General features: G+C 68.2%; 23 protein-coding genes and 4 tRNA genes. 15 read left to right on the forward strand and 12 right to left on the reverse strand.

Translation table 11 applies throughout. From position 1 onward, the window contains the following. Positions 1-27: 27 nt before the first annotated feature. Both AB8M46_RS22315 and AB8M46_RS22320 read right to left on the reverse strand, forming a co-directional pair. A complete protein-coding gene (locus AB8M46_RS22315; protein ID WP_394361408.1) occupies positions 28-1,554 on the reverse strand; it encodes a sugar transferase in 1,527 nt (508 codons plus the stop codon). Between the two features lie 892 nt (positions 1,555-2,446). Beyond that, positions 2,447-2,518 (reverse strand) — tRNA-Val (locus AB8M46_RS22320). A 400-nt stretch (positions 2,519-2,918) separates the two neighbouring features. On the opposite strand from AB8M46_RS22320, the gene AB8M46_RS22325 reads away from it, so the two are divergent. The 4 genes from AB8M46_RS22325 (at position 2,919) to AB8M46_RS22340 (ending at position 3,725) form a co-directional block, all read left to right on the forward strand. Then, positions 2,919-3,344 carry an SsgA family sporulation/cell division regulator gene (locus AB8M46_RS22325; RefSeq protein WP_005159130.1) on the forward strand — a complete coding sequence of 142 codons (426 nt, stop codon included), beginning with the start codon at positions 2,919-2,921 and terminating at the stop codon, positions 3,342-3,344. 136 nt (positions 3,345-3,480) lie between these two features. After that, positions 3,481-3,553, forward strand: a tRNA-Gly gene (locus AB8M46_RS22330). A gap of 25 nt (positions 3,554-3,578) precedes the next feature. Further along, positions 3,579-3,649, forward strand: a tRNA-Cys gene (locus AB8M46_RS22335). Position 3,650: 1 nt separating this feature from the next. Beyond that, a tRNA-Val gene (locus AB8M46_RS22340) sits at positions 3,651-3,725 on the forward strand. Positions 3,726-3,802: 77 nt separating this feature from the next. On the opposite strand, the gene AB8M46_RS22345 is transcribed toward AB8M46_RS22340, so the two are convergent. After that, positions 3,803-5,056 carry a hypothetical protein gene (locus AB8M46_RS22345; RefSeq protein WP_394361409.1) on the reverse strand — a complete coding sequence of 418 codons (1,254 nt, stop codon included), beginning with the start codon at positions 5,054-5,056 and terminating at the stop codon, positions 3,803-3,805. Positions 5,057-5,549: 493 nt separating this feature from the next. Beyond that, a complete protein-coding gene (locus tag AB8M46_RS22350) occupies positions 5,550-6,581 on the reverse strand; it encodes an isopenicillin N synthase family dioxygenase (protein ID WP_394361410.1) in 1,032 nt (343 codons plus the stop codon). Between the two features lie 91 nt (positions 6,582-6,672). On the opposite strand from AB8M46_RS22350, the gene AB8M46_RS22355 reads away from it, so the two are divergent. Together AB8M46_RS22355 and AB8M46_RS22360 are read left to right on the forward strand one after the other, a co-directional pair. Then, complete coding sequence (locus tag AB8M46_RS22355; RefSeq protein WP_394361411.1) at positions 6,673-7,167, forward strand: MarR family winged helix-turn-helix transcriptional regulator; 495 nt, start codon at positions 6,673-6,675, stop codon at positions 7,165-7,167. Between the two features lie 99 nt (positions 7,168-7,266). Continuing rightward, positions 7,267-8,073 (forward strand): SDR family NAD(P)-dependent oxidoreductase, encoded by an 807-nt coding sequence (locus AB8M46_RS22360; RefSeq protein ID WP_394361412.1) that lies wholly within the window; start codon positions 7,267-7,269, stop codon positions 8,071-8,073. A gap of 12 nt (positions 8,074-8,085) precedes the next feature. Here AB8M46_RS22360 and AB8M46_RS22365 read toward each other — a convergent pair whose 3' ends face one another. Beyond that, the gene (locus AB8M46_RS22365) at positions 8,086-8,976 is read right to left on the reverse strand and encodes an SDR family oxidoreductase (protein WP_394361413.1); all 891 of its coding nucleotides are present in this window, start codon (positions 8,974-8,976) and stop codon (positions 8,086-8,088) included. 73 nt (positions 8,977-9,049) lie between these two features. Between AB8M46_RS22365 and AB8M46_RS22370 the strand changes: the two genes are divergently transcribed. Next, a complete protein-coding gene (locus AB8M46_RS22370) occupies positions 9,050-9,613 on the forward strand; it encodes a TetR/AcrR family transcriptional regulator (RefSeq protein WP_394361414.1) in 564 nt (187 codons plus the stop codon). On the opposite strand, the gene AB8M46_RS22375 is transcribed toward AB8M46_RS22370, so the two are convergent. From AB8M46_RS22375 to AB8M46_RS22395, 5 genes are all read right to left on the reverse strand, one after another. Then, the gene (locus tag AB8M46_RS22375) at positions 9,610-11,400 is read right to left on the reverse strand and encodes an ABC transporter ATP-binding protein (RefSeq protein ID WP_394361415.1); all 1,791 of its coding nucleotides are present in this window, start codon (positions 11,398-11,400) and stop codon (positions 9,610-9,612) included. The genes AB8M46_RS22370 and AB8M46_RS22375 overlap by 4 nt on opposite strands. Next, positions 11,397-13,079 (reverse strand): ABC transporter substrate-binding protein, encoded by a 1,683-nt coding sequence (locus tag AB8M46_RS22380; protein ID WP_037339027.1) that lies wholly within the window; start codon positions 13,077-13,079, stop codon positions 11,397-11,399. The genes AB8M46_RS22375 and AB8M46_RS22380 overlap by 4 nt, the downstream gene beginning before the upstream one ends. 10 nt (positions 13,080-13,089) lie before the next feature. Then, positions 13,090-14,085, reverse strand: a complete 996-nt coding sequence (locus AB8M46_RS22385; protein WP_394361416.1) for an ABC transporter permease — start codon at positions 14,083-14,085, stop codon at positions 13,090-13,092. Further along, a complete protein-coding gene (locus AB8M46_RS22390; RefSeq protein WP_394361417.1) occupies positions 14,085-15,023 on the reverse strand; it encodes an ABC transporter permease in 939 nt (312 codons plus the stop codon). Before AB8M46_RS22390 ends, AB8M46_RS22385 begins: the two co-directional genes overlap by 1 nt. Before the next feature lie 169 nt (positions 15,024-15,192). After that, positions 15,193-15,948, reverse strand: a complete 756-nt coding sequence (locus AB8M46_RS22395) for an IclR family transcriptional regulator (protein WP_394361418.1) — start codon at positions 15,946-15,948, stop codon at positions 15,193-15,195. A gap of 187 nt (positions 15,949-16,135) precedes the next feature. Between AB8M46_RS22395 and AB8M46_RS22400 the strand changes: the two genes are divergently transcribed. From AB8M46_RS22400 to AB8M46_RS22435, 8 genes are read left to right on the forward strand one after another with little or no spacing between them, the layout of a single operon-like run. Beyond that, complete coding sequence (locus AB8M46_RS22400; RefSeq protein ID WP_394361419.1) at positions 16,136-17,149, forward strand: NrtA/SsuA/CpmA family ABC transporter substrate-binding protein; 1,014 nt, start codon at positions 16,136-16,138, stop codon at positions 17,147-17,149. Then, complete coding sequence (locus AB8M46_RS22405) at positions 17,146-17,994, forward strand: ABC transporter permease (protein ID WP_037339038.1); 849 nt, start codon at positions 17,146-17,148, stop codon at positions 17,992-17,994. Before AB8M46_RS22400 ends, AB8M46_RS22405 begins: the two co-directional genes overlap by 4 nt. Then, entirely contained in the window at positions 17,991-18,737 is a 747-nt protein-coding gene (locus AB8M46_RS22410) for an ABC transporter ATP-binding protein (RefSeq protein WP_378420650.1), read from the forward strand. The genes AB8M46_RS22405 and AB8M46_RS22410 overlap by 4 nt, the downstream gene beginning before the upstream one ends. Continuing rightward, complete coding sequence (locus AB8M46_RS22415) at positions 18,721-19,755, forward strand: ABC transporter substrate-binding protein (protein ID WP_378420652.1); 1,035 nt, start codon at positions 18,721-18,723, stop codon at positions 19,753-19,755. The genes AB8M46_RS22410 and AB8M46_RS22415 overlap by 17 nt, the downstream gene beginning before the upstream one ends. Next, positions 19,752-20,792 (forward strand): LLM class flavin-dependent oxidoreductase, encoded by a 1,041-nt coding sequence (locus tag AB8M46_RS22420; RefSeq protein WP_394361420.1) that lies wholly within the window; start codon positions 19,752-19,754, stop codon positions 20,790-20,792. The genes AB8M46_RS22415 and AB8M46_RS22420 overlap by 4 nt, the downstream gene beginning before the upstream one ends. Next, the gene (locus AB8M46_RS22425; protein WP_394361421.1) at positions 20,789-21,958 is read left to right on the forward strand and encodes an LLM class flavin-dependent oxidoreductase; all 1,170 of its coding nucleotides are present in this window, start codon (positions 20,789-20,791) and stop codon (positions 21,956-21,958) included. Before AB8M46_RS22420 ends, AB8M46_RS22425 begins: the two co-directional genes overlap by 4 nt. A 12-nt stretch (positions 21,959-21,970) precedes the next feature. After that, positions 21,971-22,678 (forward strand): class II aldolase/adducin family protein, encoded by a 708-nt coding sequence (locus AB8M46_RS22430; protein ID WP_125735922.1) that lies wholly within the window; start codon positions 21,971-21,973, stop codon positions 22,676-22,678. 14 nt (positions 22,679-22,692) lie between these two features. Next, a complete protein-coding gene (locus tag AB8M46_RS22435; RefSeq protein WP_378420658.1) occupies positions 22,693-23,628 on the forward strand; it encodes an ABC transporter substrate-binding protein in 936 nt (311 codons plus the stop codon). A 139-nt stretch (positions 23,629-23,767) separates the two neighbouring features. Here the strand turns inward: AB8M46_RS22435 and AB8M46_RS22440 are convergent, their stop codons facing one another. Then, on the reverse strand, positions 23,768-25,813 hold the full coding sequence (locus AB8M46_RS22440) for a DHA2 family efflux MFS transporter permease subunit (protein WP_394361422.1): 2,046 nt from the start codon (positions 25,811-25,813) through the stop codon (positions 23,768-23,770). A 98-nt stretch (positions 25,814-25,911) separates the two neighbouring features. Beyond that, entirely contained in the window at positions 25,912-26,862 is a 951-nt protein-coding gene (locus AB8M46_RS22445) for a DMT family transporter (protein ID WP_394361423.1), read from the reverse strand.

Below are 26,862 nucleotides of genomic sequence, written 5' to 3' on the forward strand. Positions count from 1 at the left end.
GCGTGTGGGTCCGGTCACAGGAAAGCGTCAGTAGGCACCTCGTCCCTGCACCACCGCGCGGAAGGTCTTCCAGAGGATCACCAGGTCGAGGGCCAGCGACCAGTCCTCGACGTAACGCAGGTCGAGGCGGATGCTCTCGGCCCAGCTGAGGTCACTGCGGCCGCTGACCTGCCAGAGGCCGGTCAGCCCCGGCTTGACCAGGAGACGGCGGCGCGCGTCGGGAGCGTACTTCGCGGTCTCCTCGGGCAGCGGCGGACGGGGGCCGACGAGCGACATCCGGCCGCTCACGACGTTGAGCAACTGCGGCAGCTCGTCGAGGGAGTACCGGCGGAGAAGGCCGCCGACCCGGGTCACCCGCGGGTCCTTGCGCATCTTGAACAGCGGGCCCGCGCCTTCGTTGTCAGACTGGAGATCCTGCTTGAGCTTGTCGGCGTTCGTGACCATCGTGCGGAACTTCAGCATCGTGAAGGTGTGCCCGTCGCGGCCGACGCGACGCTGCCGGTAGATCACCGGGCCGTGGTCGTCCAGTTTGATCGCGACCGCGATCGCCAGCAGCAGCGGGGAAAAGAAGGTGAGGAGCAAGGCGGAGCCGAACCGGTCGAGCGCTTCCTTGACCAGACGACGGCCGCCGGTGAACATCGGCGCGGTCACCCGCAGCAGTGGCATACCGAGCACACCGGAGACGTTCAGCCGGGGGCCGGCCACCTCCATGAGCATCGGCGCGACCACCATCTCGGCCGACGTTCCTTCGAGGTCCCAGGCGAGCCGCTGGAGGCGCTTCGGGTTCCAGTGTTGATCGGCGGTCACGGCGACCACCCGGTAACCGCCGCGGCGGACGTGGCCCGCGAGGTCGTCGAGCTTCCCGACGATCGGGACGCCTTCCACCTCGCCGCTCCCCCGCTCCGCGCCGGCACCGGAATACGTGCAGACGGCCTCCACGCGCCAGCCGACATGAGGATCGGCCTTCGTGCGGGCGATCAGATCGGCGACCGTGTCGGGACTTCCCGCCGCGAGCACCGGGAGCAGGCATTCACCGAGCCGCCTGCGCCGGTGCAGCACCTGTCTCAGCGCGTACCGCTGCAGGAACATGAAGACCGAGATCATCGGGACGACGATGAAGACCCACGGCTGCACGGCGAGCGCGCCGAAGAGCAGGCCGCCCAACGCGACGAGGACGGCGGTGGCCACGAGGCCGCGCCCGAGCGTCCGGTATTCCTCCGCGCCCTCGCCCAGTACACGCGGACTCCAGGCACGGCAGACCGACAACCCGAACAGGAAGGCCGCGGCGGTACCGAGCGCGTGCATGTCGTGCGGATCGGATCGATCGATCAAGAAGGCGCTCATCACGATGAGCACGAACGCGGTGAAAACGTCACTACCGATGACCCAGGCGCGGTAGCGCGATTCCCAAGCCGCGTACGGGGGCCGCGCGGACGTGGTGCCGACCGCGGCGGCATCCCCCGCGCCCCGTTGCGGGGGAAGCGGAATCGACTGGAGGTCGATGTGCTGCGGCGTCCCGTTGACGGTGGACGACGGCCGCACCGACTCTTCCATCAGACCTCCCGGAGTGGGGATTCCCGAACGCCGGATCAACACGCTGAGTAAATGAGACTGATCTCGAAGAGTGATCGATTCTCACGGTCTCTCAGCGGCCGATGGGGCGACACACGCCAAGGTATCGGCCACTCTCCGGCCATCGTTACAAGGATTTCCAGCCACACCCTGGGCGAGCATCCGGCAAATGAATGCCGTGTTGATAACAAGATGATGACGATGCGTAATAGACCGTATCCTCCGAACAACTACTCAAAGTAGTCACGAATTCCCATGACTCGCGGCCACTTGGAGCACCGGTTCCCCGATCGGCCGAACAGCCCGGAAAACTCCACAATGGACGGTTCGCGCGAGTCGATCTCAAGCCGGTCCACTGTGGATTTCACACCCCGCGAGGACCACGGCCCGGCGGGTGCGCCCACCGCGCGCCGACCTACCTTGTCAATCGGTCACCGGCGTGGCGTTTCGTCACATCACGTCAGCGTCACGGCGACCCCTCGGCCGGAGCCGGACGAGTGAGCCGCCCGGCCATGCCCCACATCACTTTCTTCATGGTCTGGACCTTTGCACGGACGTTTCGTGCCGAGGATCACAAAGAAGTCTCAATGGTCGGATCATGCGACATTTTCGCGTCGCGACACGAGATCTCCGGCGAATGTCCACACCGGCCGGAGGGGCCGACTTCGGGGATCTTCGAACCGGCGGTACTCCGCGCCCGCGATCGCCCCGAGTGGATTCGCCCGCATCGGCCGGGCCGCCCGCGACGGCAGAAGTACCGCCCCCACACAACCCGCGTCCGACCTGGGGATCGAATACCTCCGGACGGCTCACCGCCGACCGTGGCCGAAAACGAATCAAGGCCCCGGACCGATGGTCCAGGGCCTTCATCCGGTGGGCGATACTGGGATCGAACCAGTGACCTCTTCGGTGTGAACGAAGCGCTCTCCCGCTGAGCTAATCGCCCGCTCGCGGTGTCCGGCAGACTCTACCCCACGACTTTAGGGGGCCTGCAAACGGGTGGTTCCCTCCGACCACACTCCGCTCACCAGCAAATACGGAGCGAACAACCACGAGCTAGTCGGGGTTGTCCCGGCCGGGGGCCGCCCGCGACGCGTTTCGACATTCGTGCGACGGTGCTATCGCGTGACGACTAAACCGCGCAGTATGTACATGTGGACTGCCTGCAGGGCGCATGGAGGGCTGCGCGTCGCGCGGGTGATGATGGGGTGACGGAGTATGGACCCGGGGTCCGATGACCCCGTCCGGGTGATCTGCGGCAAAACCGCGTTCCGATCAGCCGGCCGAAACGTCACATCATCGCCACTCGGTTCGACCGGGCCGGGAAGGAGACGAAGGGTAGGACGATGCGCAACGATCACGTGACGCTCCGCTCGACGGCGGTGTTCGACCTCCTGGCGCCGCGGACCCCCGCGGTCCCGGTGAAGGTGGAACTGCGATACGACACCCGCGACCCGTACGCGGTCGTGGCCGCCTTCCGCACCGGCCGCGCCGGCTGGGTCGAGTGGGTCTACGCGCGCGATCTCCTCGCCGACGGCCTCCTGGCCGACGCGGGCGACGGCGACGTACGCATCCGCCCCTCCGTCGAAGACCCCGAGTCCGTCCTCATCGAACTGAACTCGCCGTCCGGGCACGCCATGTTCGAGGCGTCCGCTCAGGAGCTGGCCGACTTCCTCGACCGGACCTACGACGTCGTGCTCCCGGGCAACGAGCATCTGTGGGTCGACGTCGACGACGCCCTGACGCACCTGATTCCCAACGATCTGGCCTGATGACGGCCTTGCGAACAGCAAGTGGCACCCCGGTTGCAGAGCCGTTTTCGGGATCGGATAGTGTTCACACACACCACGGCGACGGGGTGAGAGACAGAACCGCGAGGCTCTGAACTCCCATCCAGACCGAGGATGTGCGGATGTAGCGCAGCTGGTAGCGCATCACCTTGCCAAGGTGAGGGTCGCGGGTTCGAATCCCGTCATCCGCTCGGAAGGCCCTCTCGGGCCTGACACGGTGGAGTGGCCGAGAGGCGAGGCAACGGCCTGCAAAGCCGTGTACACGGGTTCGAATCCCGTCTCCACCTCGCGCGATTAGCTCAGCGGGAGAGCGCTTCCCTGACACGGAAGAGGTCACTGGTTCAATCCCAGTATCGCGCACCATCTGTTGTCGCAGGTCAGAAGCCCTGCTCCTCCTCGGAGGGGCGGGGCTTCAGTCGTTCAAGACGGCACGGCGAGGCTCACGGCGATCCCGCTCCCCCGGCCCGCGCCTCGGCGGCCGTGTACTCGACCCTGATCACGACCGACCGCTCGTTGGGCACGGTGAACTCGCTGTCGGGCACGACTTCCATCCGGCCCGCGACGTTGTGCAGGCGCCTGGTGACGTCGTCGATGCGGCCGGCGATCACCCGCTCGTTCCGCTCCGGGCTGCCGGTCTGGCTCGCGCGGCCAGTGATCCGCACCGGTTTCCGCCCGGAAACGATTAATTCACGCACCGGCGCCGGGAGGGACGCCCACCACTCGTTCACCCCCAGAATGCCGTCGTTTCCGGACCTGAACCTGCCCTCGGCGGAATAGAAGATGGTCTTCATCTTCGTGATCTTCGGCGGGATCCGCACCCGGATGTTGACCGCGAAGCTGCACGTGACCGAGGTGGTACCGCTCACCGTCACTCCGACCGCATGCGAATTGGCCTCGCTCACCCCATAGCTGCCGCCCGTGGTCACCGATCCCCCCACTCCGCCCGGGCTGGCGGCCCCGGTTCCCGATCCGGTGAGCGTGGTGGTCGTCGTCCTCGTTCCGGTGTCCGTCGTGGTGGTGGTCTGGAGCGCCCGGAAGACGACGCTGACCGTCAGGGTGCCGGAATTCTCGCCGTCTCGTGAAGTGATGGTCGGAACCCCTTCGAGGTACCCGGCGGCACCGAGCGTGCCGCCGGGAGTGGTGTTGACGAAAGCCACTCGGCCTTCGGGTGTCACCGTGAAGGGCGCCGAAACCCAATAGTCGATGGGACCACCACCAGCGTGGATGTGCCGTTCGTTCGTGCCGTAGACCAGGCCGAGTTCCTGGACGATGCCGTGGTGGTGCCAATACCAGGGCAGCCGGAGCAGCACGGTTCCCGTCGCTCCGGGATCGACCTCGACCGTCTCCGTGGCGTTGCTGAGGAACCAGGCCGGATGGCTGACCGAGCGGTTCCCGTCGGCGACGTCGACGGACGCGTTGGCGTTGACCATCACGCTGCTGTCGTTCGTCCCGCCCCAGCCGGCGAAGGTACCTCGCTTGTTGACGTCGCGCTGGACGGGAAGCCCGGGCTTCTTCGCCCCGAGATAGGCGGTGACGGCTTTGTTCCCGGCGAGGCGTTGCAGGTTCGCCACGTTCGCCACGCCCGGCGGTACACCGGGCGGGAGCTTGTCTTCCGTGGCCCGGGGACGAGTACTCCGGTCGCGGGCCGGACCGGACGACCCGAGTCGTCGCCTGTCGACTTCGCGCTCATTCATGAATGCGACACCTCGCCAACGTGAATTGCCGGAGATCGAACTTCACGCACTTTCCCGCAGAACAGCACGATACCGTCACACTGTTCGAGGCTCGCCGATCTGCCAGGGCGTCACAATGGGCACCTTCGGCTTCCCTGTCGGGCAGACGCCATCCGGACGGGTCACTTTGAAGGGACACTTGACTGCCGAAGAACGGCCGGAAAATCATGCCGCTCCACGGAGGGCAGTTCGGAGGCGGTCATCGGCGAAGTGCGCTACCTGCTCACCGTCCAACCGGGCCTGACCTCGATATGCCGTGATCTTCGGCGACACCATCACGAGTTCGGGCGTGTCCGCTTTCACGAACAGTTTGAGCGCGCTCTCGAAGCGCCGAATACCGCGCCATCATATTGAGCGATTCGATAGCGTCCCTCGCGGACCTACTACTGGTCCGGTTGCTCGCCGTGGTGCGCGTCGGCGTGGATCTGCCGAATTTCGGAGGAAGGCAGGGAGGTCATCCGCGCTCCGCCAGGACGTCGCTCCACCAGCGCTCGGCGACTTTCGGATGCGAACGCAGCCAGCCGACGAGCGCGTTCTCCCCGAACGCCGCGTGCAGCGGATTGTCCGCGTCCTGGCTGATCCCGTGCGCCTCCGCCGCCAGTTCCGGCGGAAGCCGCAGGGGTTCGACGATGGCGTCCAGGCGCGGCCCGAGGAAGAACGGCACCGAAAACCGCTCCACGCCGGCGGGTGGGCTGACCACGCGGTGGCGTGTCGCCTTCAGATAGCCCTGCGTCGCGATCTCCAGCATTTCGCCGATGTTGAACACGAAACTGCCCGGGATCGGGGTCGCGTCGATCCAGCCACCGTCGGCCGACTGGACTTGCAGACCGCCGATCTCGTCCTGCTGCAACAAGGCGAGGTAGCCGTAGTCCTTGTGCGCCCCGACGCCCTGTTCCCGCTCGGCCGTGGGACGGCCGGGATAGCGGATGATCTTGACGTGGGTGGTGGCCTCGTCGTCGAACCAGGCGTCGAAGTAGCCCTCGTCCTGTCCCAGCGCCGCCGCGAGCGCGCGCAGTACTTCACGGCTGACCCGCAACGCCTCCGCCTGCCACGCCAGTGTCGTATCCCGGAGCCCGGGAAGCGTTTCAGGCCATTGGTTGGGGCCGATGAGCCGCTGCCAGGCGGGGCCGCCCGGCGGCACGGGCGCGCGTTCCGGGCCGATGTCGATCTGCTCCCGCCAATCGGGAGTGCCGCCGGTGTACTCGTGACCGGTCCGCGTATAGCCGCGGAACTGCGGGGAGTGGATGTTCTCGATCGCCAGCCGTTCCTCGACCGGCAATGCGAAGAAATCCTTCGCCTTCTGGAAGATCCCGGCGGTCAGCCGCTCGGGCACGCCGTGGCCGACCACATAGAAGAAGCCGACCTCGTGCGCTGCGCGGCGCAACCCGGTCAGGAACTCCTCGCGATCCGCGGCGGGATCGCGAAAGCGCGAGATGTCGATCGCCGGCAAGGCGGTGGCCCCTTCGGCCGCCTCAAACGTCGTCACCCTCGCAGATTAGGCTTCTCCCTGAGCTTGAACGGGTGTTCCCACATCGCGGTCACCGGGTTTCCCTGCGGTCGTTCGTTACCCTGTGGGGGTGAGCGCAGCCGAAGACGCGAACCAGAGCCCGTTGGGGCGTTTGGAAGCCGGCGTGTCGGCACTGGTCAGGTGGAGCGAAAGCAAGCACATCCGGGCAGAGGTGGCCCGCCGCTCGCACTGCGATCTGCCCGCCAGCGAACTGCGCCTGCTCGAGCATTTCGACCTGTCCGAACCGATGCGCATCTCGGATATCGCCGAGTGCCTGCAGATCGAAGTCTCGACGGTCTCCTTGCAGCTTCGCCAAATTCGCCGAGACGGACTGGTGGCGGCGATCCCGGACGAGCGCGACCGCAGGATCACCCGGATCGCGATCACACCGAGCGGCCGCGCGACGATGGCCAGGGTCCGCGCCGCCCGCCGCGACCTGCTCGCGGAGGTACTCGATCAGGTGCCCACGGCCGATCTCGACCGCACCGCCGAGGTGCTGCTGCTGGTGCAGGATCACATGCTCGCCGGGATGCGCGAACTGCTCGGGCTCACCACCGCGGACTGACACCTCGCCCTTCGGACGAGCTTGCCGCCCTCGCGCACCAATGCTTTGATTGCTCAAAGCAATAAAGTGCCACCCGAGTCCCACGAAGGGAACACGACCATGAGCACGGCAGTGATCACCGGCGGCACCGACGGGATCGGGCGAGGCCTCGCCGAGGAGTACCTCCGGCGCGGGTACGAAGTCCTGGTCGTCGGCACGAGCAAGACGAAAGGCGGGATGTTCGCCAGGAGCGCCGAGCGGGCCCACTTCCTCGCTGCCGACCTCAGCCGGGTGAGCGACAACGAACGTTTGGTCGCCCACCTCGCGGATCGGTTCCCGGTGATCGACGTGCTGGTGCTCGGCGCCCGCTATCACCGCTCGGCCCGCCTCGTGACCCCGGATGGATTCGAGAGCAACTTCGCGCTGTTCTACCTGAGCCGGTTCTTGTTCAGCCACGGCCTGGCCTCCGCGCTCGGCCGCGCGGAAGCCCCGGTCGTGCTGAACTTCGGCGGTGCGGGCAGCCAGGTTCCCGTCCGATGGCACGACCTGCAACTCGAGCAGGACTACCACGGGGTCGGCGCGATGGGCCACGCCGCACGACTCAACGACCTGCTCGGCGTGCATTTCGTGGCACAACACCCGGATATCCGGTACGTCCTCAACCACCCCGGCGTCGTTGCCACGAGCTTCGCCGGCGAGTACGACCGAGCCACCTCGGCCCAGGTGTCACATCTACGGGCGACCGGGAAGAGCGTGGCGACCAGCGTCGGGCAGATCCTCCCCCACCTCGACCCTCCGGGCCGGAACGGGCTCACCGCGGTAGTGGAGGGCGCATTCGTACCGCTGGCACCGAAATGGTTCGGCCGCGGCGACGCGGTCAGACTGCACGAAACCACCGAGAGGCTCCTCGCCGAGCTACCGCGATGAGCCTGGGCGGACTCAATGCGAAACGCGCGCCGCTGACCCCGACCACGATTCGCGGATCGTTTCGGCGTTCTCGCGAAGGAAGTCGTCGAAGGTTCGGGGCGGGCGCCCGGTGAGGTCGGCGACCGCGTCCGTGGTCGGGGCGAGCCTGCCTTCGGCGACTTCGGCGAACAGCGCGGCGACATCCTGGGCGAATCGGGCGGGCAAACCGTTCGAGGCGAGCCGGGCGGCGCAGGCTTGCGCGGGCAGGTCGACGTAGCCGATCTCCCTGCCGGCGACAGCCGACAACTTCGCGGCGATCTCGGTGTGCGTGAGGGCTTCCGGTCCGGTGAGGACGAACGTCTCCCCCGCCCGGGGGCTCACGGTCAGCAAGGCGGCAGCGCACGCGGCGATATCCGAACAATCCACATAGGACACCCGGCTGTCGCCGTACGCGCCGAGAATATCCCCGTTCTCGGTGAAGACCGCGGCACCGGTACGGAAGTTCTGCATGAACCCGCTCGGCTGCAGGATGCTCCAGGCCAGGCCGGACTTCTTCAGATGCTCCTCGATGACCCAGTGCGCGCCTTCGGCCAGCTTGGCGCCCTCACGCGCATGCCAGACCGACACCTTCACGATGTGCTCGACCCCGGCCTCGATGGCGGCGTCGATCGCGACGCGCTGCTGGCGGACCATCGGTTGCTCCCCTGTCACGGGCTGGGCCCCGCCGGCGTTGAGGAACACCCGGTCCACCCCCGTCATCGCCGTCGCCACCGACTCCGGGTCGTCGAAATCGCCGACGACGTACGGGCAACCGAGTTCGTCACCTACGGCCGGATCACGTACGAACGCGGTGATCTCCTCGCCGCGCAGGTGGTGCACAAGATGGCGGCCGATACTCCCGGACGCGCCGGTGATCAGGATCATCACGATCTCCATTAAACTGAGGGCGACTCGACTTACTAAGTCGAGGGTACCTCGATATAAGCGGGAGGCAAGAGTGAGTCCAGCCGCCGGACGCCGGCCACGGGCCGACGCGCTCCGTAACCGCGAGCGGCTGCTGGCCGAGGCGGACGCGGTGTTCCGCGAACACGGCACGGACGCTCCACTCGAAAGCGTCGCGCGCCGCGCCGGGGTGGCGATCGGCACGCTCTACGGGCATTTCCCGACCCGCAGGGCACTGGTCGGCGCGCTGCTCCGTGAACGGAACGAGGCGCTGTTCGAGGCGGGCGACACCTTGCGGGACCAGGCTCCGGGCGAGGCGCTGCGCCGGTGGGTCGACCTGGTCGTCGCCCACGCCGCCACCTACCGGGGGCTCGCGGCCATGCTGGCGGACGGTGCCGATGACGAAGCCTCGGAGCTGTACGCGTCCTGCGCACGGATGGCCGACATCGGCGCGCGGCTGATCAACCGCGCGGTCACCGCCGGAGTGGTCCGCGCGGACGTGACCGGAGCGGACATCTTCGCCTTGATGAACGCCGGCGCCTGGACGCGAGAGCACGCCTCCGCCGAACAGGCGGCACGACTTGTCGCCTACACCATCGACGGAATGCTCAAGCCCTAAGCGGGCGAAGAACTTCTGCTCGGCGGGAGGGGATCGCCTGCCCGGAGCCGTCGCCAGGCTTCACGCCGCCGCCGTTGTGCCGCGGGGTCGGCGACCGGCGCGGCCGACAGCAGGCGGTGAGTGTAGGGGTGCACCGGATCGGTGAGCACCTCCTTCGTCGGACCTTGCTCCACGATGTGGCCGCGATGCATCACCGCGACCCGGTCGGCGAGCCGCTCGACGACGGCGAGGTCGTGGCTGATGAACAGGCAGGCGAAACCGAATTCGTCCTGCAAGGTCCGCAGGAGATCGAGGATCCGGGCCTGGATGGTGACGTCGAGCGCGCTGGTCGGCTCGTCGGCCACCAGCAGGTCCGGATCGAGCGCCAGCGCTCTGGCGACACACACGCGCTGCCGCTGTCCGCCGGACAGCTGGTGCGGATAGCGACCGCGCAGATCGGGGGAAAGCCGCACCGACTCGAAGAGCCCGGCGACCCGCTCGTCCACCTGGGTCCCGCGATGCGTTCGATGCAGCCGGATCGGGGTAGCCACACTCTCCCCCACGGTGATCCGGGGATTGAGCGAGGACAACGGATCCTGGAAGACCACGCCGATCCGGCGGCGCAGCGCCTTGGCGGTCTTGCCCTTCGTCCGGGCGATGTCGGTCCCACCGATCCGGACCGAGCCCGAGGTGGGCGGGATCAATCCCGTGACCGCACCGGCCACGGTGCTCTTCCCCGACCCCGATTCCCCGACCAGACCGAGGATCTCACCGGGTTCGACGTGGAGGCTCACCCCGTCCGCCGCCCGGACCGCCATCGCCCGGAAGCGGCCGCGATAGGTGACGGACAGGTCTTCCACCACCAGCAAGGGTGCATCCGCCGGGGCGTCCGGCACCGACCGGGTGGCGGGATGGTCGGTCGCGGCGTGATGACGAGCGGACACGACCGGCTCCGCCACGAGCACCCGCTCGACTCCTTCCGTCGCCGCGGCACCGAGCGAGACCACCGAGCCGAGCAGCCGCCGGGTGTAGTCCTCGCGTGGCGAGGTGAACACCGCTTCCACGGCGTCCTGCTCCACGACGCCGCCGTCGTACATCACCACGACCCGGTCGGCGATGTCGGCGACCACGCCCATGTCGTGGGTGATCAGCAGGATCGCCGTGCCGAGCCGGTCGCGCAGATCCCGCAGCAGCTCGAGGATCTCGGCCTGCACGGTGACGTCGAGCGCCGTGGTCGGTTCGTCGGCGATCAGCAGTTTCGGTTCGTTGGCGACCGCCATGGCGATCACGATCCGCTGCAGCTGACCGCCCGACAGTTCGTGCGGATACGACCCGAACCGTTGCTCGGGAGCGGGCAGTCCCACCAGGCCGAGCAGTTCGATCGCCCGCCGCCGGGCGGCCTTTGGTGTCAGGTCCTGATGAGTGCGGATCGCTTCGATCAGTTGGTCTCCGATGGGGAACACCGGATTCAGCGCGCTCATCGGTTCCTGGAACACCATGCCGATCTCGTTGCCCCGGACGGCGCGCAGTTCGTCCGGCGTCAGCGTGTAGAGATCGCGGCCGGACAGCAGCGCCTGGCCGGAGACCTCCGCGTCCGGCGACAGCAATCCGAGCAGGGACAACGCGGTGACCGATTTGCCCGAGCCTGATTCGCCGACCACCGCGACGACTTCCCCTGCCGAGACCGACCAGGAGACCGAACGCGCCGCCCTGGTCTGTCCAAAAGAGACACTGACGTCACGCAAGGCCAGCAGGGCGGCCTCGCCGTCCGGCTCCGCCTGCCCACCGGACGGCGAGGCCCCCGTCACTGGATCAGCCCGAACTGGCGGTAGTCCGGATACGCCGGGAACCGCCCGATCACGACGTTGCCGAATTTCGATCCGTGCAGGAACGAGTTCCGCGTGTAGATCAGCGGGACCACCGGCGAGTCGCTGAGGATCTTCTTGTCCAGCGCCGCCCACTTCTTCCCCGCTTCGGCGGGGTCCAGCGTCGCCTGTGCCTCGGTGATCAGCCGGTCGACCTCGGGATTGGCGTACCGCGACTCGTTGACCCCGCCGTTGCCGATCTCGGTCGACTGGAACAGCGGCTGGATGTTCGCGTTGGCGGACGGGATGTCCGGCTGCCACGAGGTCAGCGTCAGGTCGTAGTCCGAGATCCCCTTGGTGTCCACTTCGGACGTGTAGGTGTCCTCGTCGAGCGCCTTGATGGTGATCTTGATGTTCGCCCTGGCCAGCGCGGCCTGGATCGCCGCGGCCTTCTCCGGGTAGCTGTTCTCGTTGCGGGTGGCCAGGACCAGGCCGTCGAGACCGTTCGGCAGACCTGCCTCGGCCAACAGCTTCTTCGCCTTCTCCGGGTCACCGCTCGGCGGAGCCGGGTACAGGTCGAACTGTTCGCGCCCCTGCAGGCCCGGCGTGATCAGTGTGGTCGCGATGTCCCCGGCGAGCTGGGCGTTTCCGGCACTGGCGACCTGGTACGCGGCCTTGTCCACCGCGTACTGGAACGCCTGGCGCACCTTGGGGTCGACGAGTTTGCCGCGCTGGGTGTTCAGCGTGAGGTACGCGAGCGCTCCCGATTCCGAGGTGACGACCCGCGACTTCGCCGAAGGGTTCGCCTGGATCTGGGCCAGCTGCGCGGGAGAGGCGAACGGGATGCTGAACGCGCTCTGGTCGTCACCGCTGTCGTCGATCAGCCGCTTCGAGATGACGCTGGTGTCCTGGCCGAGCTGGAAGACGATGGTGTCCGGGTTGGCCTTGCGGGTGTCATCGGTCGCCCGGTCCCAGTGCGGGTTCCGGACGAGCCTCGCCTCCTTGCCACGCTCGTACTTCTCCAGCACGTACGGGCCGGACGCCACCGGATGGTTGCCGTAGTCCGCCTCTTGCCCCTTTCCCTTGGGCACCGGGGAGAACGCGGGTGTGCTCGCGATCCAGTTCCAGTCACCGTAAGGGCGGGCGAGATGGAACACGATGGTCTTGTCGTCGGGTGTCTCGATCGAGTCCAGCTCCTTGCCGCCCTCGAACGGCCCCTTGTACGCCAGGCCCGGGGACAGCAGGTCCTTGTGGTAGGTCAGGCCACCGGAGAAGGCGGCCGCGTACGTCCGCTCCAGTCCCCATTTGATGTCCTGCGATTTGATCGGGGAGCCGTCGCTGTACTTGACGTTGTCCTTCAACGTGAAGGTCCAGGTCTTACCGCCCTCGGTAGGCCTGCCCGTGTCGGTCGCGAGGTCGGGGATGATCGTGGTGTCCTGCCCTGGCGCGACCTTCCACGAGGTCAATCTGCGGTGCACCAGGCCGAGCGCCGTGACCACGAGGCTTCCGCTCTTGGCCGGGTCGTACTGCTGGGTGGCGCTGTCGTTCAGCAGCCGGACGGTGCCGCCGGGTTTGACCTCGCCCCCGGTCTGCGCCGGTTTGTCGTTGGCGCCGCAGGCGGTCAGCACCGTGGTGGCGGCGACCACCCCGGCCACCGCCCTCAGCAAAGCCTTGCGTTTCATCGTTTCCCCTTCAGATCAGGCGGGCTCGCGGATCGAGCGCGCCGTAGCACAGGTCGACCAGGAAGTTCACGACCGTCACGAGGACCGCCGAGAACAAGGTCACGCCGAGCAGCACGGGCAGGTTCATCGAGGCGATGCCGTCGACCAGCAGCCTGCCGACCCCGGCCATCCCGAAGATTCGTTCGGTGATCACGGTCCCGGCGAGCAGGGCGCCGAGGTCGACACCGAACACGGTGACCACCGGCAGGAGCACATTGCGCAACGCGTGCTTGCCGACCACCTTCCGCTCGCTGAGCCCCTTGGCCCGGGCGGTGCGAATGAAGTCCTCGCCGAGGGTCTCCAGCATCTGGCTCCGCGTCAGCCGCGCGTAGATCGCGGCGTGCAGGAAGGCCAGCACGAGCCAAGGCAGGACGAGGTGCCAGGCCCATTGGACCGGATCGTCGCCGAACGGCACGTAGCCGTTCTTGGGCACGACATCCAGCGCGAACGCGAAGATCGTGATGCCGATCATCCCGGCGAGGTAGGCGGGCAGGGAGACCCCGGCCATCGCGACCGCCATCGTGATCCGGTCGGCCGCGCTCCCCCGGCGCAGCGCCGAGAGCACGCCGAGGCCGACGCCGATGACGAGCCAGAGGATCGCGGCGCCGAGCGCCACCGAGAAACTCACCTCGATCCGCTCGCCGATCTCCGTCAGCACCTCGACGTTGTTCTGGAAGTCGTAGCCGAAACACGGGGCACCGCAGTGAATCGCGGTGACACCGGTACCGAACGTCCGCCCGGCGAAGATCCCGCCGAGGAATTCGGCGAACTGCCGGTACCAAGGTGCGTCGTAACCCATGAACTCCCGTGCCAGCGCGAGGCTTTCCGGGGAACAGGGACGACCGCAGGCCATCCGCGCCGGGTCGGCGGGCAGCAGGTAGAACACCACGAAGGTCACGAAGGTGACGATCAGCAGGACGAGGACCATGCCGGCGAACCGGCCGAGCACGAAGCGCAGGGCACGCATCAGTCCCGGCCTCCCGACCGCGGGTCGAGCGTGTCGCGCACGGCGTCGCCGACGACGTTGAACGCCAAAGTGACCACGAACAGCAGCAGTCCCGGGAACACCAGGTACAGCGGGTCGGTCTCGAAGAAGTCGATCGCGGCGCTGATCGTCCGGCCCCAGCTGGGGGTCGGCGGCAGGACACCGACCCCCAGGAAGGAAAGCGCCGCCTCGCTGCCGATCATCGACGGGATCGACAGGCTCGCCACGACGATCACCGGTGCCCACAGATTCGGCAGCAGTTCTCGGGTGAAGACATGCCAGGGTCCCCCGCCCATCGCCTTGGCCGCCGACACGAAATCGCGGCCACTCAGCGAAAGCGTCTGCGCGCGGACGATCCGCGCGACCCGGGGCCAGCCGAAAACGCCCAATACGACGATCAGCAAGGGCTGACGCGGGAAATCGGGTGGTGCCATCGCACCGAGCGCGATCATGAAGATCAGGTACGGGAAGCCCAGGAGCACGTCGGCGGTCCAGGTGACCACCCGGTCCCACCAGCCGCCGAGATAGCCCGCACTGGCCCCGATCACCACACCGAGCGCGGTGGCCAGCGCGGTCGCGCCGAGTCCGACCAGCAACGACGTCCTGGCGCCGTGGGCGACCAGTGCGAACAGGTCGACACCGGTCAACGGTTCCACCCCGAACCAGTGGGATCCGCTGACCCCGCCCAGGGGGCCGGCGGGCAGCCCGGTCGGCCCGAGGTTGGCGATGTCCGGGTCGAGGCTCTGTCCTTCGACGAGGACGAGCAGGTCCGCGGCGGCCGCCATGACCAGGACCAGCACCACGGCGATCGCGCAGGTGAGCGTCCAGCCACTGGACCGGACCGCGTGCCACACCGCGGACGGCAGGGAACGCGCCGCCGTCGGCGGGATGCCTTCGGGCAGCAGCAAGGGATCGGGCACAGCACCTACTCGGGTTCATCTGATCGGGTGACGATCAGGGACCCTAAGGAAAGAAAACCGTCCCACCCAGCTTTGGCGCCGCCGTCTCACCAGCTGGACTGTGAGCTATCCGGCACCCCACGAGTCCTCTTTGGACTCAGAGCCCGCACTCCCCCCGGTCACCGCCTCGTCAGCTCTCGAAGAGCACGGCGGCGATCTCGCCGGCCGTGACCTTGGCCAGGTCCACGAAGAAGGGCAACCGTTCGGGGATCATCAGGGTCGTCGAGCCGCGCAGGCCGAGGGCGAAGCGAGCACGGCCTTCCCGGTCGCGGAGCGGAATGCCGATCGTGCGGAAACCGGCGGCCAGTTCCTCGTCGTTGAAGGCCCATCCACGTTCACGGGTCAGCGCGAGTTCCTTGGCCAGCTCGGCCGGATCCGCCGGGGCGCGTTCGGTTCCGTCGGTGAACGGCAGTCGCGCCAGCTCGTCTTCCGACACCTCGGACCAGGCGAGCAGCGCCCGGCCCAGCGCACTCGCGTGGAGCGGGATCCGGAGCCCCTGGAGATCGTGCCCGTCCGCCTCCCGCCAGCGGCTGGTGCCCAGCAGCACCATGTCGTTGCCGTGCCGGACCGCGATCGACGCGGAAGCCCCGGTGGTGGTCGCGAGCTGTTCGAGATGAGGCTCGACAAGATAAATCCGGTGCTGCCGGTAGGCGATCTGCCCGTACTCCGCGAGCGCGCCCCCGATCCGGTACCGGTTCGAAGTCGGGCTCTTCTCCAAGAAACCCGCGCCGATGAGCGCGGTCACCAGACGATGAGTGGTACTGGCCGGGAGCTGCACCCGCCGGGACAGCTCGGTGATCCCCAGCTCTCCGCCACCACGAAAACAGCCGAGGACCGCCAGCGCCCTCGCCACGGTCTGGACGCCGTCACCACTTTCTCGCGCCATACGGCCCAGCGTAACAGCATTCCAGATAGTGGTAGGACTTTCGCCGCTGGCGCCAGTTGTGCCAGGAATCCCGAACCTGTTTTCCATTCTGTGGAACACCTGGATCCCCTGAGGCGGCGTGGTTAGCGTTGCGCCCATCTCGACCGGGCCATCCGAACCGGGTCCCCTCTCCCCAGGAGTCACCTCCATGCCCCGCAGCCGGAATTCCAGACTCACGCTCGCACTCGCCGCCCTCCTCGCGCTGACCACCGCGTGTGCCGGCGCCGGCACGGACACCGGCGGCACCTTCACGCTCAAGGTCACCGATCCCGGCAACTCCGGTCCGCTCGCGGTCGGCAAACGCGACGGGACGTTCGACAAAGCCTTGGCACCACTGGGCGCCCGCATCGCATGGGTCCCCAGCACACCGGGCTTCAGCTCGAACCTGAAACTGTTCAACACCAAGCAACTCGACGTCTCCGGTGGCGCGTACAGCCCGGTGATCGGCGCGCTGTCCAAGGACGTCGGCGTCCGGATCGTCGCCGTCGCAGATCCGGTCGGCAAGGACCAGAACGGCATCCTGGCCACACCGAAGTCGGGGATCAAGTCGGTACGCGATCTGGCAGGCAAGCGGATAGCCGTGAACCCGGCTGGGAAAGGCGAGTACATCACGCTGCTGGCCTTGGCTCAGGCCGGTGTTCCCGTCGACCAGGTCGAACGCGTGCCGTTGCAGCAGGCCGACGCGACCTCCGCGTTCGCCACCGGGCAGGTCGACGCGTGGGCGTCGTTCAACGAGCCTTACCAGGAGGCGAAAGCCAACGGCGGTGTGGAGATCGCCACCGAGCAGAGCATCGGCTCGGTCGACAACACGATCGTCGCCTTCCGCACCGAGGTGCTGGACTCGCGGCCGGACGTCGCGGCGAAGTATCTGGAGACGTTGCAGCAACTGACCCGGCAACAACGGGAGAATCCCGCGGACTTCGAAAACGTCTTCGAGAAGGCTGGTCCGCGCGCGCTGTCGGGCGACCGGCTGCGGCGTGCGCTGGCGCTGGGCGCACAGGCCGCAGTTCCCCGGTACCCCGACGAAAAGGACCTGCGTGACCTCGAATCGGTCGCGAACCTGTTCTCGGCCAACAAGGTGACCACACGGACGATCACCGCCGCGGACGTGATCTACGACCTGCCGGCCAAACTCACCGCATACCGGGAGGCGGCGAAATGAGCACCATCACCGCGCCCGGGCCGGTGCGCACCGAGCCGCCGGGCCTCGTCCGGCCCGAATACCGGGGACGCGGACGCCGTCGCCGCTGGTCGTCGATCCCGCTGCGCTTCGCCGTTCCACTGCTGCTCGTCGGACTGTGGTGGACCGGCTCGGCCACGGGAGGTATCTCCGAGCAGATCCTGCCCGGACCGCCGAAGGTGTGGAACGCGTTCATCGAGCTGTTCCAGACCGGCCAGCTGGTGGACTTCACGCTCGCGTCCCTGCAGCGCGCGGCGGCGGGAGTGGCCCTCGGTGTCGCGTTCGGACTCCTTTTCGGCGTCCTGTCCGGGCTTTCCGCGCTCGGCGAGGAACTGATCGACGCCACCATGCAGATCAACCGCGCCATCCCGTTCCTCGCGCTCGTGCCGCTGTTCATCGCGTGGTTCGGCATCGACGAGACGTTCAAGGTGCTGCTGATCGCTGTCGCCACCGTCGCGCCGATGTACGCCTACACCTATCTCGGTGTCCGCAACGTCGACCGGAAGATGCTGGAGGCGGCGAGGAGTTTCGGGCTGCGCGGACCGCGGCTGGTGTTCGGGACCATCCTTCCCTCGGCGCTTCCCGCCGTGCTGATGGCCCTGCGGATCTGCCTGTCGATCAGCGTCACCGGGCTCATCGCGGCCGAGCAGGTCGGCACCCGGGAAGGCATCGGCTACCTGGTCAGCCTGGCTCAGGAGTACAACCGCACCGACTACATGGTGCTGTGCGTGGTGCTCTACGCCGTACTGGGCCTGGTGTTCGACGCGGCGGTTCGGGTGCTGGAGCGGTTCGCGATGCCGTGGCGAGCGGGGGTGGCGGCGCGATGACGGCCACCACCACCGACCTCGCGGTGTCGCTGTCGGGTGTGAGCAAGAGCTTCGGCGACAAGACCGTGCTGGACGGCGTCGACCTGGAGATCAGGCGGGGCGAGTTCGTCGTGCTGCTCGGCCCCAGCGGTACCGGCAAGACCACCCTCCTGCGGCTGCTGCTCGGGCTCGAACGGCCGGACGCCGGAGAGATCCTGGTTCCCCGGAAGCGGACCGTCGTCTACCAGGAGCCGCGGCTGATCCCGTCCAAACGCGTACTGTCCAATGTGGTCATCGGTCAGCCGCACGGCAGGCAGACCAAGGACAGCGGGCGCCGCGCGCTCGCCGAGGTGGATCTCGCCGACAAGCACCGCGCCTGGCCCGCGACCCTGTCCGGCGGTGAAGCGCAGCGCGTCGCGCTCGCCAGGGCGCTGGTACGCGAACCCGAACTGCTGTTGCTCGACGAGCCGTTCGCCGCACTCGACGCGCTGACCCGGTTGCGCATGCAGGATCTCGTCGGTGACCTCGTCGCCCTCCACCGGCCCGCCGTCCTGCTCGTGACCCACGACGTCGACGAGGCGATCCGGCTCGCCGACCGGGTGCTCGTCCTCCACAAAGGACGGTTCGGGCACGACGTCGTCATCGACCTTCCCCGCCCCCGTGACCGCACCGACCCCGCGGCACTCGACTATCGCGCCGCCTTCCTCGCCGAACTCGGCGTCGGCCCGACCCCTTCGGAGGACCGCCATGACCATCACCGATGAACAACCGATCGACCGGCTCTGGTACACGCGCTGCCCGGTACCCACCGCCAGTGGTCTCGCCAACAGCCTCGGCTGGCTTTCCGGCAACGCGCGCGAGCACGGCCTTCCGCTGGCGATCCTCCAGGACGCCGCACCGGAGATCGCCGTCCATCACTACGACCACCGCCTCCGCGGGCTGATCCGTGAAGGCGGCAACGTGCCGGCCATCGCCGCCCGCGCTCAAGGCTCACCCACCCGGCTCATCGGGCTGACCTGGATCGACGAGGCACAGGCCATCCTCGTCGCGGGCGACTCCCCCATCGCGGACGCCGCCGGGCTCGCCGGCGCGCGGATCGGCATCCCGGCCTGGGCCGCGGATCAGGCCCGCAGCTTCCCGAGGGCGATGGCCCTGCACGGGTTCACGAACGCGCTGCGCCTGGCGGGCCGCACCCTCGCCGACGTCACGGTGACCGAGGTCGACGTGAACCGCGACCCTCAGGTACGCGGCCGCGCCACCGGCGGCACCACCTGGGGCGTGGCCGAACTCCTGGCCGGTGAGGTCGACGCGATCTACGTGAAGGGCGCACGGGCGGCCGAGGTGGCGCGGGAACACGGGCTACGGGTCGCGGTCGATCTCGACACCGCCACCACCCGCCGGGGCCGGGTCAACAACGGCACACCCCGCCCCATCACCGTGCACGCCGATCTGCTGGAGCACCGTCCCGAACTGGTGGTGGGCTTCCTCGCGGCGAGCCTGCGCGCCGCGGATTGGGCCGCCACTCACCTCGACGAGGTCCGTACCGTGCTCGCCGGCGAAACGTTCTCCGGACCGGAGGGTGTCGTCGCGGCCTACGGCGACGGGTTCCATCGCACCCTGCACCCCGACCTGTCCGCCGAGCGGATCGAACTGCTGGGGGTGCAGAAGCAATTCCTTTACACCCACGGATTCCTCGCCGCCGACTTCGACCTCGGCGCTTGGGTGGAGCACGAGCCTCTGGCGCGGGCGAAGGCGTTGATCGCCGGCGAGCAGGCGGCATGACCAGGTTCCTGTGGGAGCTGCCCACCCGCGGCGACGGTCGCCGCGCGGACCCGAATCAGTGGCAGCGCGCCGGCTTCGCACATCTGCACCAGGTGATCGACGCGGCAGAACTGTCCGGATTGGACGGTGTGGTCGCCGCATACGACCCGCACGGCGAGGAATCCTGGATCGTGGCGGGCGGCGCACTGCGCCACACCCGCCGGGCCAGGGTGACCGTGGAGTTCACGCCGTCCTTCGCCACCCCGGTATACGCGGCGAAGATGTCGCTGACCTTGCAGCGCCTCGGCGCCGACCGGCTCGACTGGCTGGTGCGCGTCGACACCGATCCGGAAGACGACCGGCAGCGTGGCGACCGCCTCGGCACCGCCGAACGCTACGAACGCGCGGCCGAGTTCCTCACCGTCGCCCGCGGTGTGTGGTCCGGACGCGGCGCCTCACCCGGCGGATTCGACGGCGGGGAGTTCGACCACGACGGTGCGTACTTCCATGTCCGGTCGGGTGGCTTCGACGAAGCGGTCGACGGCCACCCGTTCCCGGTGGTCCACCTTTCCGGGGCGTCACCGGAGGCGATCGCCTTGTCGGCCGCGCACGGAGACGTGCACTTGTTCTCCGCGTCCACAGTGGATCCGGCCTCGGCCGTCCGCGCACTCCACACCGCAGCCGCGGGACACGGCCGGACGGTACGGGCCGGGCTGGTGCTGCCGATCATCGCCAGGGAGGACGAGCACGAGGCGTGGGCCCGGGTCCTGCGCCTGTGGCGCGAGATCCACCCGGCCGCCACCGAACGGGACATCCGCTCCCGCACGCCGGACGGGACGACGTTCGACGGTTTCGACCGCATCGGATACCGCACCCCGGTCGGGCTGGTCGGCAGCTACCGGCAGGTGGCGGACCGGCTCGCCTGGTACGAGCGCGCCGGTATCACCACTTTCGTCCTCAGTGGACACCCGGGTATCGAGGAAATCCACCGGACGGGCGAACACCTCCTTCACCTCGCCGACCCGGCGAGCCGGACACCGACAGGAGCGAAGGCATGACCGTGGACGTCTACTGGCGTATCGGCATGGGCGGCGACCACGCCTCGCTGCGCACCCCGAAGATCCGCAACCGCGGCGACTGGGGCGGCATCGGCCCCGGCAACATCGCACCGGCCCTGCGCGACGGCGAGCCCGACGGGTACGCCTACGTCGACCACGCCGCGGCCGTGGCCAAAGCGTCGGAAGCGGCGGGATTCCTCGGCGGGCTGTTGCCCTCGTTCCCCGGCACCGAAGACCCGTGGGCGTTGTCGGCCGCGCTCGCCAAGGAGACCAGCACCTACCGTTTCATGGTCGCGTTCCAGCCAGGGTTCCTGCACCCGTTGCAGGCGGCACGCATGTCGGCGAGCCTGCAACGCGCCACCGGCGGCCGCCTCGTCTACAACATCATCTCCGGCGGTGGCGGACCCGCGCAGCTGTGGTGGGGCGACAAGGTGGACCACGACGACCGCTATGCCCGCACTTCGGAGTTCCTGCATGTCCTCAAAGGAGTGTGGCGGGGCGAGCCGTACGACTTCGACGGCCGGTTCTTCGCCACCCGCGGTGCCGCGCTGCCCGAACACCTCGCCGGCGAACCCTTCCCGGAGATCTACTTCTCCGGCTCGTCGGCGGCGGCCGTGAACGCGGCGGGCCTGCACTCCGACTACTACCTGTCATGGCTGGAGCCGTTCGCCGATCTCAAGCGGAAGTTCGACGGAGTCCGCGAGCACGCCGCGAAACTCGGCCGCACCCCGAAATTCGCGGTACGCATCGACATCCTCGCCCGGCACACCGAGGAAGCCGCGTGGGCCGAGATCGAGAAGGGCTGGCGGTACGTCGACCCGGAGATCGCCAACCGGCAGGCCCAAGGCGACTCCGTCGGCGCGGGCCGCATCAAGGGCTGGGTGCCGTCCACCATCACCGGCTACCGCGACGTCGAGGTCCAGCCGAACGTCTGGGCCGGATTCTCCCTGCTCCGCGGCGGACCCGCGTTCGGCCTCGTCGGCAGCTACGAGCAGGTCGCCGAACGCCTCGACCAGCTGCTCGACCTCGGCGTCGACGCGTTCATCCTCGCCGGAAACCCGCATCTGGAGGAGGCCTACCGCGTCGGCGAGGAGGTCCTCCCCCTGCTCGGCCGTTCCCGCTTCACCAGCCCCACCTCCCCGCGCGAACCCGCGTTCGTCGCCTGACCAGGAGAAATGATGACCAGCACACTCGATTCGACCGTCTCCGAATTCGTGGAGAAAGCACGCAAGGACGCCGAGAAGGCGTTCCGGGTCTTCCGGGAAACCGGCACCACCTCGGCGAACGGCACCGTGAACTTCGTGGAGCGGGTGCCCGGCGAAGAGATCGCCGTGGCCCTCAACGAACCCGGCCCCTGGGCCGACGACCGCGCGGTGGAACCCGTGGTCGCCACGTTCGACGGCACCGTGCTGTCCGGAAGCGGCCGCGCGGGCTTCATCGGCGGCTACAGCAAGGTCTTCCGCGAGCACCCGGAGATCACGACGGTGGTGCACGTCCACACGCCATGGCTCGGCGGATGGGCCCAGACCCACCGCACCCTGCCCATCCGCTACGCCGCGTCCCAGCGGCTCACGCTGTCGAGGGAGATCCCGCCGCATATCGACCGCAGCCGTCCCGCGAGCGAGTTCATTTTGGACCGGCTGCGGGAGGACCCGCATCTGGTCGCGATCTTCGAGGCCAACGGCGGCGTCAACGTGCTCGGCCGCGACGGCCTGCTGGAAACCGCGAAGTTCATCGTGCTGCTCGAAGAAGGCGCGCAGTTCCAGGCGATCGCCGAAGGGCTGGGCGGATCGGTCGAGTTCGACCCGACCAACCTGGTCGCGCAGTGGAGCCGCAGCGGACTCGTCGACGAGGCACGCCGCCTCGGCCTGATCCCCGAACACTGAGGAGCACACACACCATGACCGTTCGAGTCGGGTTCTTCCCGCACAACAATTCCCTGTTCGTCCTTCGTCACCGCGGCATCCTGGAACGGCGGCTGCCCGGCGTCGAGTGGGTCGACCTCCGCACCCTGCCCGCGAAACCGCCCGTCGACCCGAAGACCGCACTGCCGACCCTGCACTCGGATTGGCTGTTCGAACCGGGCGGGTACGACTTCATCGGCACCGGGTTCACCCCGCCGGTGACCGGCCTCGCCCACGGGCGTGACCTCGTCTACGTCGGCATTTCCGGGCCACGGGTGGAAAACGGCAGGCTGGTGGTCAAGCCGGAGTCGCCCATCCGGTCCGTCGCCGACCTCCGCGGGCGCCGGGTCGGCATCGCGCACGGGTCCTGGCAGACCACGCTCGTGCTGTTCGCGCTCGAACGGGCCGGGCTGACCTGGTCCGATATCGAACCGGTGGACACCTCGGTGCACGACGGGCCGTCCGCGTTCCGGTCCGGCGACCTGGACGCCTGGGTCGGGGCGTACCCGGCGTTGGCCGCGGTCGAGCAGGAGAGTCCTGTCCGGACACTGATCGACACCGAAGGTCTTTTCAGCCATCCCTCACTGTGGTTCACCCGCCGCGATTTCGCCGAGAACCACCGCGACGAACTCACCGAAATCGTCCGATCGCTGCAGGAGTCGGACGCGTGGATCGCGGCCAATCCCAGGGAAGCCGCCCGCTATTTCGCCGAAGACGCCGGGACGACCTCCACAGCCGACGTGGATCGCTGGGAACACGCCTTGCGCGGCCGCCCGTTCGGGCTCAACCCGGTGACCGACGAATTCCTCACCGAACAGCACCACGCCGCGGAACTACTGGCGGCCAACGGACTCCTGCCCCGGCCGGTCGATCCACGGTCCGCGGTCCTGCCCTGGCTGAACGATCTGCTGGCCCCGCAAGCGGCCCGGTAACCCCCGCCGCGGGTCAATCTCGCCCGTCGCAAAGGTGTCTTGTCCGTGGGGGTGAAGGGGACTTTCGTCGCATCGCATGCGGCGAAAGTCCCCTTCACGTCATGTCCGGAAGGGTTCCGCGCCCTGAACCGCGCTCACCCTATCGCGACGCGGCGTGTTTCCCGCTGGGCTGGTCTTCGGCGGCCTGGTCCAGGATGCGGTTCGCGACCCGGCCGAGCGCCGCGTCCAGTTCGTCTTGTCCTTCCAGGCCCCAGTCCCGCAGCCGTTCGGCCAGCCAGGCTTTCCAAGCGCGGATGAGCTTTTCGAGTTCGGCGCGTCCTGCCTCCGTGGTGGCCCATCCCCCGGATTTGAACGTCAGGTGGCCTGTGAATTCGAGGCGCGCGAAGGCGGCTTCGAACACCTCTGGCGGAACGCCGTAACGATCGCCGATCACGGACAGGGACGTCGGCTTGTTCCGGCGTTCCCGCAGGCGAACCTGCCCAAGGCACCACAATCCGCCGGCGTCGAGTTCGCAGCCGGACTTCATGATGACACCCGCCGAGGCCGCCTTCCCGTCGCGCGCCAGCAGGCGGCCGACGGCACGCTCGAGATCCTGATCCCCGTTGCCCGGCTCCGGCATCGCGAAACCGTCGCCGAGGTCCGGCGCGGCCGCCCGCGAGGTGTCCCGCAGCGGAACCTCCTTGAGGAAGAACGCCAAAACCAGCGCGACGAGCCCGACCGGTGCGGCATAAAGGAAAACCGTGTGCAGGGAATCGCCGTACGCCTGGATGTAGGGCGCCGAAACCGAATCCGGCAAGGCGTGGAGCGCGCTCGGGACCTGGACGGCCTTGGGGTCGGTCCCGGGCGGCAGCGGATGTTCCGCACCCGCCCCGGCCATGTTCGGCGCCAACTGGTTGGCGTAGATCGTGCCGAAGACGGCCGCACCGAACGAAGAACCCAAGGACCGGAGGAAGGTCACCCCGGATGTCGCGACGCCCAGATCGCGGTAGTCCGCGGTGTTCTGCACGACGATGACCAGCACCTGCATGCTCAGGCCGATTCCCAGACCCAGCACGGCGAAGTAGAGGGACATCTCCCAGAAACCGCTCGTCGGGGTCAGCCGCGAAAGCAGGTACAGGCCGAGCGTCAGCCCGATCCCGCCGGCGATCGGGAAGATCTTGTACCGCCCCGTCCGGCCGACCACGTTGCCCGCGAACACGCCGGCCACCAGCAGCGCGATCACCATCGGCAGCATCCGCACGCCCGAACTGGTCGCCGAGATGCCGTGGACGTACTGCAGATAGGTCGGCAAGTACGACAGCGCACCGAGCATCGCGAAACCCACGACGAAGCTCAGGATCGCCGAAACGGTGAACACGGGATTCCGGAACAGCCGCATCGGCAAGGTCGGTTCCTTCGCGCGCTTTTCCGCGAAGACGAACAGCACCAGCAAGATCACCGAGCCGATCGACATCCCGATGATCGTCGGCGAGTCCCACGCGTACTGGGTACCGCCCCAGCTGGTGACCAGTGTCAGGCCGGTCGCGGCCAGTCCGATCAGCAGGATACCGAGATAGTCGATCACCGGCCTCGCCGCGGCCTTGACGCTCGGCATCGCGCTCGCCGCCACGATCAGTACCAGGACCGCGATCGGAACGTTGACGTAGAAGGCCCATCGCCACGAAAGGTGGTCCACGAACAGCCCGCCCAGCATCGGGCCGAGCACCGTGACCACACCGAAGACCGAACCCAGGACGCCCTGGTACTTGCCCCGCTCGCGCAGGGGCACGACGTCGGCCACGAGCGCGGTCGCCGTGACCATCAGGCCGCCCGCGCCCAGGCCCTGCACCGCGCGGGCCACGATGAGCCAGATCATGTCGCCGGCGAACCCGCAGAAGAACGAGCCCACCGTGAACACGATCACCGACAGCTGGAACATCAGCTTGCGGCCGAACAGATCGCCGAGCTTTCCGACGACGACGGTCATGATCGTCTCGGCGAGCAGATAGGAGGTGATCACCCACGACAGATGCCCTGCCCCGCCGAGATCCCCGACGATCGTCGGCAGCGCGGTCCCCACGATCGTCTGGTCGAGCGCCGCGAGCAACATCCCGAGCATGACCGCCGCGAACACCGCGTTCCTGCGTTTGCGGCTCAGGACCGGTGGGGCGGCGTCCGGCCCGCCGACCTCGGCGGTCGTGGTCATCGAGCCTCCCTCACGTCGGGCACTCAACGTAAGACAGGCCCCGAGTGCCGCGCACTTCGATGATCACTCGATCCGGTCATCTCGCCGGCCCTGGCAGATCACTGTGGCGCCGGTTCCTTCGAGTGACGTCCCAGGCTGCCGATCGCGGCCATGATCAGCACGACACCCACGACACCGGCCACCGTCAGCCTCTCCCGCAGGAAGACCACGGCGATGAGGACGGCCGTCACCGGCTCGAGCAGCGTCGCCACCACAGCGGCACCGCTGGGGGTGGTCCTCAGGCCGGTGAACAGCAGCGCGTAGGCGAGCGCCATCGTCACGGCCCCCAGGTAGCCGATCACGGCCCACGACCCGATGTCGGTCGTCCAGATCCCGTCGCCGCTCGACAACGGTATGACCAGTCCGGCGGGAACGAGGACCATCGCGGCGACGCAGGTGGTCGTCGTGGTCATGGTCAGCGTGTCGAGCCGCAGGGACAGCGGCGCGGCCGCCTCGGCGGAGAGGGCGTAAGCGGCTCCTGACACGAGTGCGGCGAACACACCCAAGACCGGGTACTGCGCTTCGCCTGCCGGACTTCCGAACACACTGACCAGCAGAAGCCCTGACACCGCGACCGCGACGGTGAGGAACTGGCCGGCGGAAGGCGGGCGGCGACGCCGGACACTGCCGGTGATCAGCAACAACACCGGCGCGAACCCGAGGCACACCACAGTGGTGATGCTCACCCCGGTCCACAGGACCGCCACGAAGAAGAACAACTGGAAGGTCGCCGTCGCGACCCCGACCACGGTCACCCGCCGCCAATGCAGCCTGCCGAGCCGCGCGCAGGCGCGCAACCGCCGCATCGCGGCGGCCGCGATCACCAGGACGACGACGGCGAAGAACGCGCGGTAGCCGCCGATGGTGAGCGGGGAGAGACCTGAAGCGTCGTGGACCACGGGGATGGCCGGACCGATCGTTCCCCAGAGCATGCCGGCCAGGCACACCAGGACCAGCCCTCCGCCCTTGCCCGCGGACGTCTGGACGGGCTCGGATTCCGTCGTCGCCAT

The organism is Amycolatopsis sp. SB7-3, assembly GCF_041021335.1.
GTDB lineage: Bacteria > Actinomycetota > Actinomycetes > Mycobacteriales > Pseudonocardiaceae > Amycolatopsis > Amycolatopsis japonica.